The 18538-nt window shown below is 63.1% G+C and carries 18 protein-coding genes; 7 read left to right on the top strand and 11 right to left on the bottom strand.

Annotated features, from left to right (window positions below; translation table 11 throughout):
* The first annotated feature begins 10 nt into the window (after window positions 1-10).
* The gene (locus tag ACO06F_RS12920) at window positions 11-1294 is read left to right on the top strand and encodes a flavin monoamine oxidase family protein (protein WP_421693161.1); all 1284 of its coding nucleotides are present in this window, start codon (window positions 11-13) and stop codon (window positions 1292-1294) included.
* Here the strand turns inward: ACO06F_RS12920 and ACO06F_RS12915 are convergent.
* The 5 genes from ACO06F_RS12915 to ACO06F_RS12895 are packed head-to-tail and all read right to left on the bottom strand — an operon-like array spanning window position 1287 to window position 5829.
* Window positions 1287-2219, bottom strand: coding sequence for a threonine/serine dehydratase (locus ACO06F_RS12915; RefSeq protein ID WP_421693160.1), 933 nt, complete (start codon window positions 2217-2219; stop codon window positions 1287-1289). The two genes, ACO06F_RS12920 and ACO06F_RS12915, sit on opposite strands and share 8 nt — an antisense overlap.
* Window positions 2216-3154 (bottom strand): bifunctional 5,10-methylenetetrahydrofolate dehydrogenase/5,10-methenyltetrahydrofolate cyclohydrolase, encoded by a 939-nt coding sequence (locus tag ACO06F_RS12910; RefSeq protein ID WP_421693159.1) that lies wholly within the window; start codon window positions 3152-3154, stop codon window positions 2216-2218. The genes ACO06F_RS12915 and ACO06F_RS12910 overlap by 4 nt, the downstream gene beginning before the upstream one ends.
* Before the next feature lie 34 nt (window positions 3155-3188).
* Window positions 3189-3890 (bottom strand): DUF429 domain-containing protein, encoded by a 702-nt coding sequence (locus ACO06F_RS12905; protein WP_421693158.1) that lies wholly within the window; start codon window positions 3888-3890, stop codon window positions 3189-3191.
* Window positions 3887-4657 carry a bifunctional hydroxymethylpyrimidine kinase/phosphomethylpyrimidine kinase gene (locus ACO06F_RS12900; protein WP_421693157.1) on the bottom strand — a complete coding sequence of 257 codons (771 nt, stop codon included), beginning with the start codon at window positions 4655-4657 and terminating at the stop codon, window positions 3887-3889. The genes ACO06F_RS12905 and ACO06F_RS12900 overlap by 4 nt, the downstream gene beginning before the upstream one ends.
* Window positions 4657-5829, bottom strand: coding sequence for an NAD(P)/FAD-dependent oxidoreductase (locus tag ACO06F_RS12895; protein WP_421693156.1), 1173 nt, complete (start codon window positions 5827-5829; stop codon window positions 4657-4659). The genes ACO06F_RS12900 and ACO06F_RS12895 overlap by 1 nt, the downstream gene beginning before the upstream one ends.
* 125 nt (window positions 5830-5954) lie before the next feature.
* Here ACO06F_RS12895 and ACO06F_RS12890 point away from each other — a divergent pair, with 125 nt between their 5' ends.
* Window positions 5955-6818: an HpcH/HpaI aldolase/citrate lyase family protein gene (locus ACO06F_RS12890; protein ID WP_421693155.1), complete on the top strand. Its 864-nt coding sequence runs from the start codon at window positions 5955-5957 to the stop codon at window positions 6816-6818.
* Between the two features lie 2 nt (window positions 6819-6820).
* Window positions 6821-7867: a MaoC family dehydratase gene (locus ACO06F_RS12885; RefSeq protein WP_421696681.1), complete on the top strand. Its 1047-nt coding sequence runs from the start codon at window positions 6821-6823 to the stop codon at window positions 7865-7867.
* 34 nt (window positions 7868-7901) lie between these two features.
* Here the strand turns inward: ACO06F_RS12885 and epmA are convergent, their stop codons facing one another.
* Complete coding sequence (gene epmA, locus ACO06F_RS12880) at window positions 7902-8936, bottom strand: EF-P lysine aminoacylase EpmA (RefSeq protein WP_421693154.1); 1035 nt, start codon at window positions 8934-8936, stop codon at window positions 7902-7904.
* Window positions 8937-9031: 95 nt separating this feature from the next.
* Here epmA and efp point away from each other — a divergent pair, with 95 nt between their 5' ends.
* On the top strand, window positions 9032-9604 hold the full coding sequence (gene efp / locus ACO06F_RS12875) for an elongation factor P (RefSeq protein WP_421693153.1): 573 nt from the start codon (window positions 9032-9034) through the stop codon (window positions 9602-9604).
* A 444-nt stretch (window positions 9605-10048) separates the two neighbouring features.
* On the opposite strand, the gene htpG is transcribed toward efp, so the two are convergent.
* Window positions 10049-11938 (bottom strand): molecular chaperone HtpG, encoded by a 1890-nt coding sequence (gene htpG / locus ACO06F_RS12870; RefSeq protein ID WP_421693152.1) that lies wholly within the window; start codon window positions 11936-11938, stop codon window positions 10049-10051.
* Between the two features lie 413 nt (window positions 11939-12351).
* Here htpG and ACO06F_RS12865 point away from each other — a divergent pair, with 413 nt between their 5' ends.
* A complete protein-coding gene (locus tag ACO06F_RS12865) occupies window positions 12352-12729 on the top strand; it encodes a DUF2794 domain-containing protein (protein ID WP_421696680.1) in 378 nt (125 codons plus the stop codon).
* Window positions 12730-12864: 135 nt separating this feature from the next.
* Here the strand turns inward: ACO06F_RS12865 and ACO06F_RS12860 are convergent, their stop codons facing one another.
* The 4 genes from ACO06F_RS12860 to ACO06F_RS12845 all read right to left on the bottom strand — a co-directional run bounded on the left by ACO06F_RS12860 (window position 12865) and on the right by ACO06F_RS12845 (window position 15236).
* A complete protein-coding gene (locus ACO06F_RS12860) occupies window positions 12865-13608 on the bottom strand; it encodes a Bax inhibitor-1/YccA family protein (RefSeq protein WP_421693151.1) in 744 nt (247 codons plus the stop codon).
* A gap of 91 nt (window positions 13609-13699) precedes the next feature.
* Window positions 13700-13996 (bottom strand): 4a-hydroxytetrahydrobiopterin dehydratase, encoded by a 297-nt coding sequence (locus tag ACO06F_RS12855; protein ID WP_421693150.1) that lies wholly within the window; start codon window positions 13994-13996, stop codon window positions 13700-13702.
* Entirely contained in the window at window positions 13993-14535 is a 543-nt protein-coding gene (gene thpR / locus ACO06F_RS12850; RefSeq protein WP_421693149.1) for an RNA 2',3'-cyclic phosphodiesterase, read from the bottom strand. The genes ACO06F_RS12855 and thpR overlap by 4 nt, the downstream gene beginning before the upstream one ends.
* A 77-nt stretch (window positions 14536-14612) precedes the next feature.
* Entirely contained in the window at window positions 14613-15236 is a 624-nt protein-coding gene (locus tag ACO06F_RS12845) for an arylesterase (protein ID WP_421693148.1), read from the bottom strand.
* Between the two features lie 83 nt (window positions 15237-15319).
* Between ACO06F_RS12845 and ACO06F_RS12840 the strand changes: the two genes are divergently transcribed.
* Complete coding sequence (locus tag ACO06F_RS12840) at window positions 15320-16015, top strand: ABC transporter ATP-binding protein (protein WP_421693147.1); 696 nt, start codon at window positions 15320-15322, stop codon at window positions 16013-16015.
* Window positions 16012-18531: an ABC transporter permease gene (locus ACO06F_RS12835; protein WP_421693146.1), complete on the top strand. Its 2520-nt coding sequence runs from the start codon at window positions 16012-16014 to the stop codon at window positions 18529-18531. The genes ACO06F_RS12840 and ACO06F_RS12835 overlap by 4 nt, the downstream gene beginning before the upstream one ends.
* Window positions 18532-18538: the final 7 nt, after the last annotated feature.

Genomic DNA, 18538 nt, shown 5'->3' with positions numbered 1-18538 from the left:
CCTTGACCCCATGAGCGATATCGACGTGATCGTGGTGGGTGCAGGGCTGGCAGGTGCCGCTGCTGCGCGCCGACTCCGCCAGCAGGGAAAAAGCGTGCGCGTGATCGAAGCGCGGGCGCGCTGCGGCGGGCGCGGCTATGCCAAAGCCTATGGCGGCAATGGTCCGGAGCTAGAATTCGGTGGCGCCTGGATCACCCCCTGGCACCAGCGCTTGCGGGCACTTGTCAGCGAGCACGGCCTCTCGCTTCGCCCGCGCCACGATGTGACGAACCGTCTGTGGCTGCGCGACGGCACGCTGCATGCGGATGGGCCGGCTGCCGGCGCAGAGGTGACGGCGCATGAGCGCGCCATTGCGCGGGTGGCCGCCGATTCAATCCTGCTCAAGAAGGGCATCACCACCAATGAGAAGGGCGAGCCGCTGACGGGCGTCCCCTTCAGGGACTATCTCGACCGCCTCCACTGCCCGAAGGCGACGCGGGATTTGTTCTCCGCCTGGTGGACCGTATCGGGCAATGGCGACCATGCACAGATCGCAGCATCCGAATTTCTCGCGAGCTGTGCCTATGACAACGGGCTTGCCGAGGGCATGATCAAGTTCTGGGCCGACACCGTGGTGCCAGGGATGGGCGTTCTGGCGGAGCGGATGATTGCGGCATCGGGTGCCGAGCTGGTGATGTCAGCCCCGGTGACAGAGATTGCGCAGAATCCAGATGCGGTGGAGGTTGTGAGCGGCGCTGAGCGCCACCGCGCGCAGGCCTGCGTGGTGGCACTGGGCCTCAATCAGCTGGCGGCCATCAGCTTCACGCCGGGACTCTCCGCCCCGAAACAGGCCGCAATTGCGCGGGGCCATGGCGGACGCTCGTTCAAACTCTGGATCAAGGCCGAGGGCGTTCCCGTGGGAACGCTGGTGACGGGCGATGGCAGCGGCATTGAGTTTGCCTTTGCCGAACGGAGCGGCGGGGACGGCTCAAGCTATATTGTGGGATTCGGTCTGATGCAGGACGGAAACACGCCCGCAGATCCCGCCTGGGTGAGGGCACAGATGGCGAAGCTTTTCCCCAATGCGCGGGTGATCTCGCATGACTGGCACGACTGGGTGGATGACCCCTTCGCACGCGGCACCTGGGTTGCGGCCCCAGCGGGGCATGAGGCAGGCCTCGACTGCGCCAATTGGCAGCCGCAAGGCCGGATCGCCTTCGCCTCCTCCGACTATGCGCGCGAGCAGGCGGGCTGGTTCGAAGGCGCCGTCATCGCCGGTGAAGATGCGGCAGAGGCCGTGCAGGCGCTCAGCTGAAGAGTTGACCGAAGATGTCGATCGAGGTGTTGGCGCCGCAGACGATGACACCGACACGCTCCCCCGCCTCCGGCCTGTAGGCGCCGGACAGCAGGGCGGCGAAGGCGGCAGCGCCACCGGGCTCGGTGACCAGCTGCATTTCGCGCCACAGCTTGCGCTGGGCGGCGCGGATATCATCATCCGAGACGAGCGCCACCTGTGCCACATGTTGCTTGGCGATGTCGAACATCAGCGTGCCAACCGTTGTGGCACCCAGCGAATCCGCAGCAAGACCAGAGGTCTTGACCGGCACACGCGCGCCCGCAGCGAGGCTTGCATGCAGCGTATCGCAAGTGACGGGCTCGACGCCGATGATCTTGATGCCGGACTGATACCATGCGGCAATGCCGCCGATGAGGCCGCCGCCACCCACCGCGACCAGCAGCGTATCGATGCCGGGCGCCTGCGCCTCAAGCTCGCGTGCCAGCGTGCCCTGGCCCTCGAGCGTTGGCACCGCATCATAGGCATGAACGCCAGAAGCACCGCTCCCCACGATCCAGGCATCGCACAAAGCCAGCGCCTCGCTGTAATTGGCGCCCTGCTGCACCACCTCCGCGCCATAGGACGCGATGCGGGAGACTTTCGCGGGCGACGAGATTTCCGGCACGAAGATTTTGGCGCGGTGGCCCAGCTGCTGCGCGGCATAGGCGACAGCTGCGCCATGATTGCCGCCAGACGCCGTGGCAACGCCTGCTGCCCCAACATGGGCCTGCAGCAGCGTGTTGAAGGCACCCCGCGCCTTGAAGCTTCCCGCATGCTGGAGAAGCTCGAGCTTGAGTGTGACGGAAAGTGCAACGCCCTCCACCACCACGTCGATCACGGGGGTGCGGCGCACATGGGGTGCAATGCGCTGAGAGGCTTTGGTGATGGTCTCGCGCGTGATCATTCGGCGGGCGCCACATTGACGAGCGTATCCGACTTGCCGCCGAACACCTGATCGTAATAGCGCTTCTGCGCCTGGGCCGCCGTCAGCGCATTGCGCATGAGGATGGCAACCGTGACAGGGCCAACGCCACCTGGCACGGGCGTGATCCAGCCTGCGGTTTCAGCACAGGCATCATAATCGACGTCACCCACGGTGATGTGCCGGCCGCCCTCTTCAATCTGGTTGATGCCGATGTCGATCACCGCGGAACCAGGCTTGATCATGTTGGGGGTGATGAAGCGCGGCTTGCCGACGGCCACGAAAATCGCATCCGCCGCGCGTGAGTGAACCGCGAGATTGCGCGTCATGTGATGGCAGACGGTGACGGTGGCGCCCTCGGACATCAGCAGGAACGCAATGGGCTTGCCGACGATTTCCGAATGCCCGATCACAACCACCTCGAGCCCTTCAAGCTTGAGGCCGGTGCGCTTCAGAAGCTCGACGGAGGCCGCAGCCGTGCAGGGAGCAAGCGAGGTATCACGGTAGACGATGTTGCCGATCGAGGCCGGGTGCATGCCTTCCACATCCTTCAACGGGTGCACCGCCGTCTGCAACTCGCGAACATCGAGATGCTTCGGCACCGGCCGCTGGATGATGACGCCGGTGACGCGCGGGTCCGTGTTCAGTGCCTGCAGAAGCCCCAGCATCTCGACGCGGGAGACGTTTTCGGGAAGGTTCCGCTCCTCGAACATGATGCCCGCCCGCTCGGCACCCCGCGCCTGGTTGCGGACATAGAGGCTGACCGCCGGCACATCGCCGATGGTGATGGAGACGAGCTTCACCGGCCAGCCCGCTGCGGCCAGATCTTCCACACCATGGTAGACATTGCGGGTGATCTCCTCCGCGACGGGCTTGCCGAGCAGGGCGTTATGGCGAATGGCGGTCTGGATGGTCATCAGCGGCAATTTCCTTGAATTGGGCGTCTCTTTCTCATGCGTTGATCTCCATGCGCAAGCCCCTTGCGTCCCGCGGCGGATCGGCGGGAAAGCGGATAGCCCGGCCTTCGGCAATCCGCCTGGCACTCCAGGCAGCCGCACAGGCATCGAGAAGATCATCCGCTCCCACATCTTTCCGGCGATATGTGTCCGGTGGGAGCTCCGGGAGCGGAAAGCCAGCGCGGGAAAGGAGCGAACAACGAAGCGCCAGGCCCCCGTCATGGGACTTTCCCTTCGTCTTCTTGGGGTGATCCAGCGGCGTTTCCCCATTCATGGCCCAGAAGGCGAGTTCCGGGTGGATTTCGAAAACCCGCGCCTGCAGGCCGGGCGTCATCAGTGCATAGATCTCGCGCATTTTGGGAAAGAGATGGAAGATCTGCTTCGAGAGTTTCCGCGGCGGATCAGACGCAAGCAGATTGGCGCTGCACGCTGCGCGATAGTCTTCGCACATCACCGCCGCGCGGGCGGGAACCGAAAACACGCTGGACTTGCGCGCACCCAGCCTGGCGCGCACCTCACGCTCGACCGTGCGGCCTGAACTCTCCGGAAAGCCGATCGGCATATCGACCGCGATCACGATTGCGTCCAAAGCCAGCACATCCTCGAACCGGCGGCAGAGATGGTGCGAGAGGCTGTTCCCCCAGCGGACCGCGATCCATCCGCCGCGGCAGCCATCGACCCCGATGACCGGCGTCACGAGGGGTGAAGGGCGCCCGCGACATTCAGCACCGCGGTTCCGGCACTGATCGCAATCGCCCGGCCCAGTATTTTCATGGCGCTGTGAAGGGCCTGGACGGGCGGGCTGGTAAGACGCTCCGCCAGATAGAGCCCGCTCAGAAAATCACCCGTGCCATGCGGAACGCCGCTGAGCTTGTGGGTGATCACGCGGTGCACCTCCTGCGGGGTGACCAGCAGCGTGGTGATGTTCTGGCCCGCCGCGGGGATTGAGGTTGCGAGCACCTCTTCACGCCCCAGCGCGCGCGCAGCGGCAATGGCCTGCGTCTCATCCGTCACCTCTCGGCCGGACAGCCAGCCGAGTTCGAATTCATTTGGCGTCACGCAGCTGGCCTGCGGCAGAAGCTCGTCCCGGATGGCCTCAGCCACCTCTGCCGCAACATAGAGCTTGCCATGGTCACCGATCACCGGATCGACCAGCACATAAGGAACAGTGATGCGGCCAAGGAGCTTCGCCACCTCGCGCACCTGGGCAGCGGAGGCAAAATAGCCGGTGAGCACGGCGTCCAGCCCCTTCAATGCGCCCCGCGCCTCAAGGGCGGCCAGCATGCGGGCCATGTCTTCCGCGTCCGTCCGGAAACCTGCGGGCGCGCCATGGCCGGGGTGGTTCGACAGCATGATGGTCGGAAGCGCCAGCACCTCGAAGCCCTTCGCCTGAAGCGCCGGCACGGCAGCGCTGTTGCCAACGGGCCCCCAGACAACCTGGCTGGAGATCGCGAGCACGCGCATCAGATCACGTTCTTCTCGAACAGCGGCGCGTCACGCAGGATGCGCTCATAGCCGAAGCGGGTGAGATCGATGGTCCGGAAGCCGCCATCGATGATGAGTTCTGAAATCGCATTGCCCGCCGCCGGCCCCTGCTGCAGGCCATGGCCCGAGAAACCATTGGCGAAAAGCAGGTTCGATATTTCCGGATGGGGGCCGATGACGGCGTTCTGGTCGAAAGCGTTGTAGTCATAATGCCCGACCCAGGCGCTGATCACCTTGATCGCTTCGAACAGCGGCACACGCTCGGCGAGGCCGGGCCAGATCCGCTCTTCGAACCAGGCATGATCGACCTCCCAATCGAGCACATCCGGCTCCTCATGCTCATCCGGCGAAAGCCCGGCGAGGAAGTTGCGGCCCTCGGGGCGGACATAAATGCCGTTGGGAAGAACGGTGAGCGGCGCCTTGTGCAGCGCCTCTGTCGCTTGCGGGCAATCGAGAACATAGACATAGCGCTTGCGCGGCCCCACGGGGAGTAGAACGCCCGCAAGCGCTGCGAGCTGTCCGCCGCCGGCCCCAGCCGCATTGACCAGCGTGCCGCAGGAGAGCGCCTCGCCACCTGCCAGGCTGACGCCGGTGATGCGGTTCCCCTCGCGCGCAACACCTGTCACTTCATCCGCAATCAACTCCACCCCTTGCGCCACCGCCGCCTTGCGGAAGAGGGCCGCGAACATATACGGGTCCACCCAGCCTTCATTCGAAAGGCCGAAGCAGCCCGCCGCAATTCCATCCGCCACCAGCCAGGGAAAGCGCGCGGAGAGCTCATCACCGCGCAGCAGCACATTGTCCGCCCCATGGGCGAGCTGCACGGCGTGGTTTTCCTCCAGAATGGGAAGGCCCGCATCTGTGGCGCAGATCAAATAGCCCTGCTCCTTGAAGCCGATATCGGCATCGGGCCCGAACTCTTGCTTGAGGGATTTGACTAGCTTCACGCCGAACATCGAGAGTGCAATGTTCTCCGGCGTCGAGAACTGCTGGCGCAGGCCACCCACGGAGCGCGCGGTGCAGCCGGTGGCCCAGCTCGTGTCCTTCTCCACCACGGCGATGGAGCCGGTGAAACCGCGTTTCTTCAGATAATAGGCACTGGCGCTGCCGACGACACCGGCACCCACGATCACGACATCATATGTTTTCATGGAGGGCGACATTGCCCAATCGCCCGCTGCGCCACAAGGGCCGGAGCCATGCGCATCATCCAAAGTTGAGCTTCCATTCCCGCAATGCAGCGATTAGCTTGCGCCGCAAAAGACGAGAGAATGCCATGACATTCAGACCCAGACGCAGTGTTCTCTACATGCCCGGCGCCAATGAGCGCGCGCTCGAAAAGGCACGAACACTTGGGGCTGATTCGCTGATCCTGGACCTGGAGGATTCAGTTGCCCCCGACGCCAAGGCGGAGGCGCGCGCCAAGGTATCCGCCGCGGTGAAGGCAGGCGGATATGGCAGGCGCGAGCTGGTGATCCGCATCAACGGGCTCGATACGCCCTGGGGTGTGGATGACCTCAAGATGGCGGCGGAGGTCAACCCCGATGCCATTCTCGTTCCCAAGGTGGCGCGGCCGGGAGACATTGTGAATGTCTCCAAGATCCACGCCGGCATGGGCGGGGCGGAGGCAACCCGCATGTGGGCAATGATGGAAACGCCCATGGCCATTTTCAACGTGCGCGAGATTGCCTCCGTGCACCAGGTGGCCAGGCTCGCCTGTTTCGTTCTCGGCACCAATGATCTGCTGAAGGAATCCCGCGCCCTGGCAACCGGCGGCCGCTTCGCCATTCTGCCCTGGCTGTCGATGACGCTGCTGGCGGCGCGCGCCTATGGGCTTGATGTGATCGACGGCGTCTACAATGATTTCCGCGATGAGGCGGGCTTCCGCGCTGAATGCGAACAGGGCCGCACGCTGGGCATGGACGGGAAGACACTGATCCACCCGGGCCAGATTGAAACCTGCAACGCATTGTTCTCACCGGCGCCTGAAGAGATCGCCTGGTCCGCCAAGATCATCGCGGCCTTCGCACTGCCGGAGAATGCGGCGAAAGGTGTGATCACCGTGGAGGGTCGCATGGTGGAACGGCTGCACCTTGCCATGGCGGAACGCGTGGCAGCCATTGCGGAGGCGATCTCGTGAGCATCAAGACCAATCCCGGCAATTTCTTTGAAGACTTCCGCCTGGGCCAGCTGATCCGCCACGCCACGCCGCGCACGGTGACGGCGGGCGACCAGTCGCTTTACACCGCGCTTTACGGCTCGCGCTTCGCCGTGCAGTCGAGCGATGCCTTCGCGAAAGCCATTGGCTATCCGGCAGCCCCCGTGGATGATCTCCTCACCTTCCACATCGTCTTCGGCAAGACGGTTCCGGATATCTCGCTCAATGCCGTGGCCAATCTTGGTTATGCCGAATGCCGCTTCCTGGCGCCGGTCTACCCCGGCGATACGCTCTCAACCGTGTCCGAAGTGATCGGCCTCAAAGAGAATTCCAACGGCAAGACCGGCACCGTCTATGTGCGCTCGGTGGGATCGAACCAACGGGGCGATGAGGTGCTCTCCTTTGTGCGCTGGGTGATGGTGCGCAAGCGCGATGAGGCCGCACCTCCGCCGGAGACCGTCGTGCCGGAGCTTGCAAAGCGGGTGGAGCCTGCAGGCCTCGGCCAGGCCTGCCCCATGCTTGATCCCGCAGCCTGGGACTCAGGCCTTTCAGGCTCTCCCTATCTCTTCGGTGATTTTGCCGCGGGCGAGAAGATCGATCATGTGGATGGGATGACGGTGGAAGAGGCCGAGCACCAGCTGGCAACGAGGCTTTATCAGAACACCGCCAAGGTGCATTTCAACCAGCATTCGGAGTCACAAGGACGTTTTGGCCGCAGGCTCATCTATGGCGGCCATGTGATCTCGCTCGCCCGCGCCTTGAGCTTTAACGGGCTTGCCAATGCGTTCCACATCGCCGCCATTAACGGCGGCCGCCACGTGGCACCCTTGTTTGCGGGCGGCACCGTCTATGCCTGGTCCGAGATATTGGAGACAGCCGAGCTCCCGGGCCGCAGCGATGTGGGCGCTCTCCGCATCCTCACCCGCGCCACCCGAGATCTTCCGTGTACGGATTTCCCCGTGGCGGACGGCACGCCAGACACGCCAGGGGTGATCCTGGAGCTCGATTATTGGGCGCTGATGGTGCGGTGATAGGGGCCCGTTACCTTCTCCCGTCGATGGTTTCCTAATCCACCGGCGTCCACAGCACCTGATCGATGCGGGTGGCGCCTGCGGCCAGCATGATCAGGCGGTCGAGGCCCAGCGCCACGCCGGAGGCGGGCGGCATCAGGCTTAAGGCTTCGAGCAGCTCCTCATCGATCGGGTAGCGCTCGCCATAGACCTGTTCTTTCACATCCATCTCGGCCACGAAGCGGCGGCGCTGCTCATCCGGGTCCGTCAATTCGCCGAAACCATTGGCAAGTTCGACGCCGCAGGCATAGAGCTCGAAACGCTCCGCCACCCGCCCATCATGCTCGCAGCTGCGGGCGAGCGCTGCCTCGACGGCCGGATATTCGTAAAGCACGGTGATGCGGCCAAGCCCCAGCTGCGGCTCGACCTTGTCGGACAGGATGCGGCTGAAGATGTCCGACCAAGACTCCTCCGCCCCGAAAGCGACGGGAGACAGTGCTGCCAGCGCATCCCGGTCCGCCGTGCCGTCTTCGCGCAGGGTGGACAGCAGATCGACCCCGGCATGGGCCTTGAAGGCCGCATTGACGGTCAGCCACTCGGCACCGGCCAGCGGGTCCGCCTCCCGCCCGCGCCAACGGAAGACGGCAGTGCCCGCCACCCGTGCCGCCAGGCCAACGAGCGCCAGCGTATCGGCGATCACCGTTTCATAGGCTTCCTCCGCACGGTACCATTCCAGCATGGTGAATTCGGGCGTGTGGGTCAGCGTGCGCTCCCGGTTCCGGAACACGTGGCTTAAGTTGAAAATGCGGGTTTCCCCAGCGGCCAGAAGCTTTTTGCAGGCAAATTCAGGCGATGTGTGGAGATAGCGCCGCTCATGGCTGCCATCGGGCTGGATCAGATCCGTTGCGAAGGCGTGGAGATGGGCCTCATTGCCTGGCGAAATCGCGAGGGCTGCGCAATCCACCTCGAGAAAGCTGCGCTCCGAAAACCAGTGGCGCATGGCGGCAATGATGCGGTTGCGCGCCAACAGGAAGGGGCGGCGGTCGGCATGGCGGGCCGGCAGAAACCAGCGCGAATCATTGACGGCCACGGGCAGCGCCTCCTGGGGGGTTGGCTTCCAGCATGGCCGCTGCTAATACCGCCCGCAACCAAATCCGGCAATTCTTCAGAAAACGAGACACGAAATTGGTCAAGGTCATCGCAAGCGGCGTCCGCAAGGGCAATGTCATCGAGCATGAGGACGGCAAGCTCTATGTCGTGCTCAAGGCGGAATCCATGCATCCCGGCAAGGGCACGCCCACAACCACCATCGACATGCGCCGCATTTCTGACGGTGTGAAGACGGTCGTCCGCTACAAGACGACGGATCCGCTGGAACGCGCCTTCGTCGAGACCATCACGCATTCCTACCTCTACCAGGATGCCGACAATTACGTGTTCATGAACCCCGAGAACTATGAGCAGATCCAGGTTTCGGGCGACATGCTGGGCGATTCAGCCCCCTTCCTGCAGGAAGGCATGGAGTGCCAGATCGCGCTGTTCAACGGCACGCCCATCTCAATTGAACTGCCGCAGCGCGTGACGCTCGAAATCGTCGAGACGGAACCCGCCATCAAGAACCAGACGGCCTCCTCCTCCTTCAAGCCCGCCCTTCTCTCGAACGGCGTGCGCACCATGGTGCCGCCCCACATCGTCTCCGGCACGCGCATCGTGGTGGCCACCGAAGACGGCTCCTATGTGGAGCGTGCGAAGGACTGATAGGGTGCTGGCCTTCGCTTAGGGCACCGCAGATTTATACTCTATCTGTTCCGTCACCCCAGCGCAGGCTTGGGTCCCGCTTTATGTCAGCATGTGCGGCAAGCAAAGCGGGATGCCAGCCTTCGCTGGCATGACGGTATGAACGGGGAGCTCATCTCCGTTGAACGCGCGCCGATTTACACCCCATGCGTTCCGTCACCCCAGCGCAGGCTGGGGTCCCGCTTTCTGTCAGCATGTGCGGCAAGCAAAGCGGGATGCCAGCCTTCGCTGGCATGACGGTATGAACGGGGAGCTCATCTCCGTTGAACGCGCGCCGATTTACACCCCACGCGTTCCGTCACCCCAGCGCAGGCTGGGGTCCCGCTTTATGTCAGCGTATGCTGCAAGCAATGCGGGATGCCAGCCTTCGCTGGCATGACGGATCTCAGTCAAACGCGAGCTGCTCTAGGCAAAGGCCCTCGCCATCACGTCCCCCAGCCGTCTTGCGAAGCCTGCCGGGTCCAGTACCTGCTCGCCTTCAATGATGAAAGCCTGGTCCAGCAGCAGTTGCGCGGCGTCGGCGACGCTGTCAGCCCCATATGCCTTGACCTGTGCCGCCAGCGCCCTGATCAGCGGGTGCTGCGGGTTGATCTCCAGAATGGGCGCTGAAACGGCGATCCCTGAATCCCGGTTGCGGGACAGGAGCTTTTCCAGCGTGCGGTCCATGGCGCTGTCATTGACGATGCAGACGGCACTTTCGGTGAGCCGCTTCGACCCACGCACATCCTTCACCCGCTCTCCCAGCGCCTGCTTCAGCGCGGCGGCGAGCACGGCACTCGCGGCATCATCCGCCGCATCGGCAGGCTGGTTGTCCTTGAGCGGCAGGAGATCGAGATCGGCCGCGCCTTGGGTGACGGATTTGAACGGCTTTCCCTCATAGCCAAGTGCCGTGCGCACCCAGAAGGAATCGACTGGGTCCGTCAGCAGCAGCACCTCGACGCCGCGTGCCTTGTAGCCTTCGAGCTGGGGCGAGGCCTGCGCCTTTGCGGCATCCTCAGCGGCGAGATAGTAGATCGCCGTCTGATTTTCCTTGAGACGCGAGACGTAGTCCTTGAGGCTGACCCAATCGCCCTTGGTCGACTTGAATCGGACGATGTCATAGAGCTGGTCACGGCGCTCCATGTCTTCATAGAGGCCTTCCTTCAGCACGGGGCCGAAGATCTCCCACAGCTTGTGGAAACCCGCATCATCCGCATCGGCCATTTTGCGAAGCGCGGAAAGCACCTTGTTGGTGACAGCCTTGCGGATCGCCGCCACTTGCGGATTGTTCTGCAGCATCTCGCGTGAGATGTTGAGGGGCATGTCCTCCGAATCGATCACACCGCGCACGAAGCGGAGATAGGCGGGGAGCAGCTCCACGTCATCGGCGATGTAGACGCGCTTCACATAGAGCTTCTGGCGGCCGCGGCGCTCGGGATCATAAAGGTCGAAAGGCCGCTCACCCGGCACGTAAAGCAGCACGGTATATTCGTGCCGGCCTTCGGCGCGGTAGTGAAGGGTCAGCGCAGGGTCCGAATAGGTGCCCGAAATGTGCCCGAAGAATTCCTTGTGCTGTTCCGGCGTGATCTCTGACTTGGGCCTGGTCCAGATGGCATTGGCGGAATTGATCTGCCGCGCCGTTTCCTGGCCAACCGAGAGCATGATCGGATGGGCGATGTGATCCGAATAGGTGCGGACCACGCTTTCGATCTTCCAGTCCTCGAGAAATTCCAGCGCATCGTCGCGCAGATGAAGAATGATGGAGGTGCCGCGCCGCGCGGACGGGACAGCTGTGATGCTGAAGCTGCCGGAGCCATCCGAGGACCACATGAAGGCCTGGTCTGATCCGGCGCGGCGCGAGATCACATCAACCTTGGACGCAACGATGAAACCCGAATAGAAGCCGATGCCGAATTGGCCGATCAGATGAACATCACCCTGCTTCGCCTTCACCTGTTCCACAAAGGCTTGCGTGCCGGATTTGGCGATGGTGCCGAGATTATCAATCAGCTCCTGCTCGCTCATGCCGATGCCGGTATCGGTGATGGTGAGGGTCTTCTTGTCCCTGTCGGGGGTGATGGTGATGGAGAGGTCCGGCGCGCCCTCGAGCAGCTCGGGCTGCGCAATCGCCTCATAGCGCAGCTTGTCCAGTGCATCCGCGGCATTGGAAATCAGTTCACGGAGGAAGACGTCCCGGTCTGAATAGACCGAATGCACCATGAGCTGCAGAAGCTTTGCCACCTCCGCCTGGAACGGGTGTGAGGTTGCATTTTGCGATGCGGGGGATGTGTCAGTCACTGTCGTGTCGTTGGCCATGTCACCCTCTTCACAGGCATGTGATGTTGAAGAGCCCGATATCGGGTGCCTTGGTCCAATGGTCAAGAGGCTGAAATCAAAAGAAAAGCGGCCGGAAACAACTTATTCCGGCCGCGAAACTCTCATTCGAAAAACGCCTCGAACTCACACACGAACTGAAAAGGAGTTGGCCCGGCCGGCACACGCGTCGGGGGGCTGGGGGGCTGAGATTTCCGACGCTCAACACCAGCCGGGCCTCTAGAGGCAACAACTGGACAATCGCCTCCGAGATGGGCGGCAGCTTGATGTAAATGCGGCGGAAAGGTGATTTCTTTCGCGGCCTTGCCAAGCTGCGGGAACGGGTTCATCTTTCAAAACGTCATCAGCCTGTCACGAACATGCGGGGTTCAGCATTGGACAAGACGGACGACATAATTCCACTCCGCCCCTGGGACCATGGCACGCCCGCGGGCCGGGATGAGACAAGCCAGCGCAGCACGCAGAAGCCGCCCGAGCGGGTGGCATTCGACCGCAAGGAACTCCAGACCATTCTCGGCTTCTACGGCACCAAGGTGGCAGAGGGCGAATGGCGCGACTACGCGATGGATTTCGGGCGCGAAAAGGCGGTGTTCTCGGTCTTCCGCCGCGCCTCCGAAGTGCCGCTCTACCGGATCGTCAAGGACCCGTCTCTGGCGCGCAAGCAGGGACTATATTCCGTGGTGACGCAGACCGGCCTCATCCTCAAGCGTGGCCATGAACTGGCAACCGTTTTGCGCGTGCTGGCCAAGACGCCGAAACTTTCGACGATCTAGGCTGCGGGCGCTCCGCCGGCATCTCGGCGCAGGCCGGACTACCGCATTCCGGCCGCCGAATGAATCCATGGGAACACAGCCGCTCAAAAAAAACCCGGCCTTGGCAGGCCGGGGTCTTCCTCAGATCCGTTTCAGCTAGTTGCGGTTGCCGAACAGCCGCAGCATCATCAGGAACAGGTTGATGAAATCAAGGTAGAGGTTCAGGGCACCCATGATGGCCTTGCGGCCACTCACCGTGCCGTCATCCGACTCGAGATACATTTCCTTGATCTTCTGGGTGTCGTAAGCCGTGAGACCGGTAAAGATCAGCACGCCGAGCACCGAGATCACCCAGGCGAGGCCAGAACTCGCCAGGAAGATGTTGACCAGCGAGGCGACGATGATGCCGATGAGACCCATGAACAGGAACGAGCCCATCGAGGTCAGGTCGCGCTTCGTCGTGTAGCCATAAAGGCTCATGGCGCCGAAGGTAACGGCGGTGATCAGGAAGACCCGGGCGATGCTGTCATGGGTGTAGACGAGGCCAAGCGAAGCAAAGCTCACGCCCATCAGAGCCGCGTAGATCCAGAACGTCAGCTGCGCGGCGGACACGCTCATCTTGTTGATCCGGAAGGACAGAAACAGCACCATGGCAAAGGGTGCCAGCACCAGCACCCACATCAGCGGGCCGGTGAAAATCGCCTGGCCGAAGGGCGTGAGCTGCATGCTCGCGCCGGATCCGTCGACGGCGGCCATGAAGGTCAAGACGGCAGCAACGGCCGTGATACCGAGGCCGGCAGCCATGTAGTTGTAAACCTTAACCATATAGGAGCGGAGCCCCTGGTCGATCTCGGCCCGGGACTGATTCCTCACCTGGGTCTGAAAGCGCGTGTCGGCCATCGTTTCGTTCCTCCAAAAAACCTTGGCACGAATATGGGTTCGTGCCACTTCTGCCGCAACTTACAGGAAATTTAGGAAAGCGCCAAGGCGATCACGAATTCGCGAGCGCTTCCATCTTACGGGCGAGCGCCACGTCCTTCTCCGTGACACCGCCCGCGGTGTGGGTGGAAAGCGTGACTTCGACCCGGCCATAAACATTGGCCCATTCCGGATGATGATCAGTCTTTTCGGCATAGAGTGCCACCCGGCTCATGAAGCCCCAGGCCTGTGAAAAGGACTTGAATTGATAGGTTTTGGTGATGGCATCCCGGCCCTTGGCCTCGGCCCAGCCATCCAATTCATGCAGCGCCTTCGCGCGTTCGACTCCGACCAGTGGCTTGTCCGTCATAAACCTGCCTGCAAACGATATGATTCTTCCACCGCATAGCGACCACCCCCACGTGACGGCCGGGACGAGAAGAGCACGAAGCGCCCGACCTCGAACACCCGGCTCTTGTAGAGGTTATGGGAGGCGATGAAGCGGTGCAAGGCCTGATGGTCTGGGTCCTTCAGCCGGGCCAGCGTCACATGCGGTGCAAATTTGCGCGGCTCCGGCGGCAGGCCCAGTGCCTGGCAAATGCGCTCATGGGTGGATTGGAGACGGCGGAGATCGGCGCATTCCTCCACGCCCGCAAACAGCGTGTGGGGCTTGTTGCCGCCGAAAAAGCCTGAGCCCGTGAGGCGCAGCTTGAAGGGCTTTGCCTCCACCCCATCGAGCTCATAGCTGATTTCACGCGCCAGCCCTTCGTCAATGTCGCCGATGAAGCGCAGGGTGATGTGGTAGGATTCCCGGTCGATCCAGCGCGCCCCGCTGATCCCGCCCCGCATCAGATCCAACTCGAAGGCCACATCGTCCGGGATTTCGACGCCGGTGAAAAGCCTGGGCATGGCGGGCCTCCTTTGCCGTTAAGGATGGGCGGATCGCGATACCGCGACGGTAACGTGATTCTCGCCAAACCAAAGTGCTATTTTGGACGGACCTGCTGAAGCAGCGCCTCGGCACTGGGCAGAATGCGGGTCACGATTACATCGACCCCTGCTGGGTTTGGGTGCATGCCATCTCCCTGGTTCAACTTCGGGTCTGCGGCCACGCCCTCCAGAAAGAAGGGGTAGAGCGCCACGCCGTATTTCTGTGCCAGCCGTGCATACATGCCGTCGAACTGAGCCTGATATTCCGGTCCCAGATTGGGCGGGGCCCGCATGCCGGCCAGCAGAACGGGAAGTTTCTTGGCTTTGAGGCTTTCCAGAATTTGGTCCAGCGCCTGCTCCGCCTGGGCCACGGGAAGCCCGCGCAGCGCGTCATTGGCACCGAGTTCGACGATCACGCCATCAACCGGCTCGCCCAGCGCCCAGTCCAGCCTGGCGGCGCCATCAGCTGCGGTGTCTCCCGAAACGCCGGCATTGATCACTTTTACGTCATGTCCCTTCGCCTTGAGGGCCGCCTCCAGCTTTGCCGGAAAGGCATCAGCGGGAGCAAGGCCCAAACCGGCCGTGAGACTGTCGCCCAGCACCAGCAGCGTGGCGGGCGCGGCGGCGGCACCGGTAACCATGAGGAGAAGAAGGATGAGCGCGGCGGAAAGTTTCAACATGCTTCGTCACTTAAGCGCCACGGTTCTCGGGTTCAAGCATCCGCCCCTCGACACGCAACGTAAAGGACGCCATGTACGACGCAATGACCACCGACGCTGTCTCCCTCCGCAATGTGCACCTGACCCTGCCGAGCCGGGCTGGCAATGTTGACATCCTGCGCGGTGTGGATCTGACGGTGAGGCCGGGGGAAGCCCTGGGCATCGTCGGTCCGTCGGGCTCCGGCAAGACCACGCTGCTGATGGTGATTGCAGGCCTCGAACAGGCCTCGCGCGGCGAGGTGACGGTTGCAGGCCAGTCTCTGACCGGCAAGGGCGAGGATGAGTTGGCAGCCTTCCGGCGTGACAATGTGGGCATCATCTTCCAGTCCTTCCACCTGATCCCCACCATGACGGCCCTCGAGAACGTGGCCGTGCCGCTCGAATTCCGCGGCGCCAGCGATGCCCTCGAGATTGCTGCGGACAGGCTGAAGCGCGTGGGCCTTGGCCATCGGCTGGACCATTACCCCGGCCAGCTTTCGGGCGGCGAGCAGCAGCGCGTGGCGATTGCCCGGGCGCTGGCCTCCGGTGCCAAGATCATCATCGCCGATGAACCCACCGGCAATCTGGACCATGTGACGGGCGAGCAGATCATCAAGCTGCTCTTCGACGTGAAGGAACAGAACGGCACGTCGCTGATCCTGGTGACGCATGACCGCGCATTGGCCCAGCGTTGTGACCGCATGGCGGAAGTGCTTGACGGCAAGATCGTGTCCGGCGCCCACCCCGGGGCTTCTTCATGAACCCTGGGCTGTGGCTGCGCTTTGCGCGCCGTGACTTGCGCTCAGGGCTCCAGGGCTTCTGGATCTTCCTCACCTGCCTGGCGCTCGGCACCGGCACGATCGCAATCATCGGATCACTGTCGGGGGCCATCCAGAACGGGCTCGACGAGCAGGGCCAGCCCCTGCTGGGGGGCGACCTCGAATTCGCGCTGATCCACCGGCAGACAACCGATGACGAGCTGAAGTTCATCGCCTCCAAGGGCCAGGTGAGCAAGGTCGCCACCGTGCGCGGCATGGCGCTGACGGCGGATAACACGGCCCTCGTCGAGGTGAAGGCGATTGACGGCAATTACCCGCTCTATGGCGCAGTGGCGCTCGAAGGCGGCATGCCGCTGGCCGAGGCTGTGGCCGTGAAGGACGGTATTCCGGGTGCTGCGGCGGACCCCCTGCTGATGGGCCGCCTCGGCATCAAGCCGGGGGACCGCATCAAGCTGGGTTCAGCCCAAATCGAAATCCGTGCCCTGATCAAAAGCGAACCGGACCGCCTGTCGGATGGCATCGTTCTCGGGCCCCGGTTGATGATCAGCGAAGCAACGCTGGACCAGACCGGCATCGTGCAGCCGGGAAGCCTCGTCACCTGGCGCTACCGCTTGAAGCTGCCGGACAGCGCGCTCAGCGCCGCCAAAAAAGTGGAGAAGGACGCAGACGCCCAATTCAAGGACGCCGGCTGGCGCATCCGCACCCGCAACAACGCCGCAGCCGGGGCCGATGGCTTTGTGGAGCGGCTCGGCTATTTCATGACGCTCGTGGGGCTTGCCTCGCTCATCGTGGGGGGTGCGGGCATTGCCAATGCGGTGCAGGCGTTTGTCACGCGCAAAATGGGTTCGATCGCCACGCTCAAATGCCTAGGAGCCTCGGCAGGCGATGTGCTGGGGATCTATCTGACCGAGATCCTGATCGTCGCCGCCATCGCCATTGCATTGGGGCTTGCGGCGGGCGCCATTGCGCCACCGCTCATCGCGGCGCTGTTCGGCAGCCTCATTCCGCTGCCGTTGTCGCTGCACTTCAACGTGCTGCCGCTGCTCTTTGCGGGCGCGCTCGGGTTTCTGACCACCATCGCCTTCGCGCTCTGGCCGCTGGCGCATACGCGGCGGGTTGCTGCCTCGGCCCTCTTCCGCGCGCGCATCACGCCGGTGCGCGGCTGGCCGGGCGCGCGTGAGATGACGGCGATTGTCATCGCGCTCGCCCTCATCGCCGCCCTCACCTTCCTTGCCTTCGAAAACATGAAGGTGACGGCCTATTTCCTTGGTGGTCTGATCGCGAGCTTCGCGGTGCTCTTGGGCTTGGCGCGGCTCATCATTGCGGGGGCCGAACGGTTGCCGCGCAGCCGCTCCGCCATCTGGCGCTATGCGATCGGCAATATCCACCGGCCCGGCTCCGCGGCGGCCTCCGTCATCCTGGCGCTCGGGCTGGGGTTGACACTCTTCGTCACGCTGGCCTTGACAGACCGCAGCATTTCGAACGAGCTCCTCTCCTCCATCCCTGCGCGGGCACCGGCCTTCTTCTTCCTCGATGTTCCGAACACGGAGCTTTCTGCTTTCAAGACGGCGGTGGAAACGCAGCAGGGCGTGACCCACGTCAACAGCACGCCGATGCTCCGGGGGCGCGTGGTGGCAGTCAAGGGCGTTCCCGCAGAGAAGGTGAACGCCTCGCCTGAATCCAACTGGGCGCTGCGGGGAGACCGCGGCATCACCTATGCGGATCAACTGCCCGAGGGCTCGAAGCTCGTTGAGGGTGAGTGGTGGCCAGCTGATTATGCGGGCCCGCCGCTTGTCTCCCTTGTCGATGACATCGCCAAGGGAATTGGCGTCAAGATCGGTGACGAGATCACCGTCAATGTTCTGGGCCGGGACATTACGGCAAAGGTCGCCAATCTGCGCAGCGTGAACTGGAAGAGCTTGGGCATCAATTTCGTCATGGTGTTCACCCCCAACACCTTGAAGGGCGCACCGCACAATCATGTGGTGACGGTCGAGATGAAGGGTGGGGATGAGGCAAAGCTCCTCAACACCATGGCCCGCGCCTACCCTTCGGTGACGGCGGTGCGCGTGAAAGACGCCATCGACATGGTGAGCGGGCTTCTGGAAAAGATGCTGGTGGCCATTCGCGGCGCCAATGTGCTGACGCTTCTGACCGGCGTACTGGTGCTGGCAGGCGCACTGGCCGCAGGGCTTTCCGAACGGCTTTATGAGGCGGTGGTGCTGAAAACCTATGGCGCCACCAAGCGCCAGCTCATTGCGGCTTTTGTGATCGAATATGCAGGACTGGGCCTTGCAGCAGCGGGTTTCGGGCTGGCCGTCGGCTCCGCTGCTTCTTGGTTCCTGGCGCGTTTCATTCTCGAAATGCCCTGGAGCTTCTCAGCGCTGACGGCCACGCTCACGGCCTTGATCGCCATGGTGGTGACGGTGGCGGCGGGACTTGCCGTCACCTGGCGCGCACTTTCCGCCAAGCCGGCGCCCTTCCTGAGAAACGAGTAGAAATCAT

The sequence above is a fragment of the Aestuariivirga sp. genome, from assembly GCF_965227715.1.
Classification (GTDB): Bacteria; Pseudomonadota; Alphaproteobacteria; order Rhizobiales; family Aestuariivirgaceae; genus Aestuariivirga.
This window is presented reverse-complemented; position numbering and strand designations above follow the sequence as displayed.

Bases quoted from the DNA above. Each gene is read 5' to 3' on its own strand.
- ACO06F_RS12860 (WP_421693151.1), bottom strand. From the start codon at position 13,608: ATGGCCGACACGCGCTTTCAGACCCAGGTGAGGAATCAGTCCCGGGCC.
- ACO06F_RS12840 (WP_421693147.1), top strand. From the start codon at position 15,320: ATGACCACCGACGCTGTCTCCCTCCGCAATGTGCACCTGACCCTGCCG.
- htpG (WP_421693152.1), bottom strand. From the start codon at position 11,938: ATGGCCAACGACACGACAGTGACTGACACATCCCCCGCATCGCAAAAT.
- ACO06F_RS12835 (WP_421693146.1), top strand. From the start codon at position 16,012: ATGAACCCTGGGCTGTGGCTGCGCTTTGCGCGCCGTGACTTGCGCTCA.
- thpR (WP_421693149.1), bottom strand. From the start codon at position 14,535: ATGCCCAGGCTTTTCACCGGCGTCGAAATCCCGGACGATGTGGCCTTC.
- ACO06F_RS12915 (WP_421693160.1), bottom strand. From the start codon at position 2,219: ATGATCACGCGCGAGACCATCACCAAAGCCTCTCAGCGCATTGCACCC.
- ACO06F_RS12845 (WP_421693148.1), bottom strand. From the start codon at position 15,236: ATGTTGAAACTTTCCGCCGCGCTCATCCTTCTTCTCCTCATGGTTACC.
- ACO06F_RS12895 (WP_421693156.1), bottom strand. From the start codon at position 5,829: ATGAAAACATATGATGTCGTGATCGTGGGTGCCGGTGTCGTCGGCAGC.
- ACO06F_RS12910 (WP_421693159.1), bottom strand. From the start codon at position 3,154: ATGACCATCCAGACCGCCATTCGCCATAACGCCCTGCTCGGCAAGCCC.
- ACO06F_RS12855 (WP_421693150.1), bottom strand. From the start codon at position 13,996: ATGACGGACAAGCCACTGGTCGGAGTCGAACGCGCGAAGGCGCTGCAT.
- ACO06F_RS12900 (WP_421693157.1), bottom strand. From the start codon at position 4,657: ATGCGCGTGCTCGCGATCTCCAGCCAGGTTGTCTGGGGGCCCGTTGGC.
- ACO06F_RS12920 (WP_421693161.1), top strand. From the start codon at position 11: ATGAGCGATATCGACGTGATCGTGGTGGGTGCAGGGCTGGCAGGTGCC.
- ACO06F_RS12890 (WP_421693155.1), top strand. From the start codon at position 5,955: ATGACATTCAGACCCAGACGCAGTGTTCTCTACATGCCCGGCGCCAAT.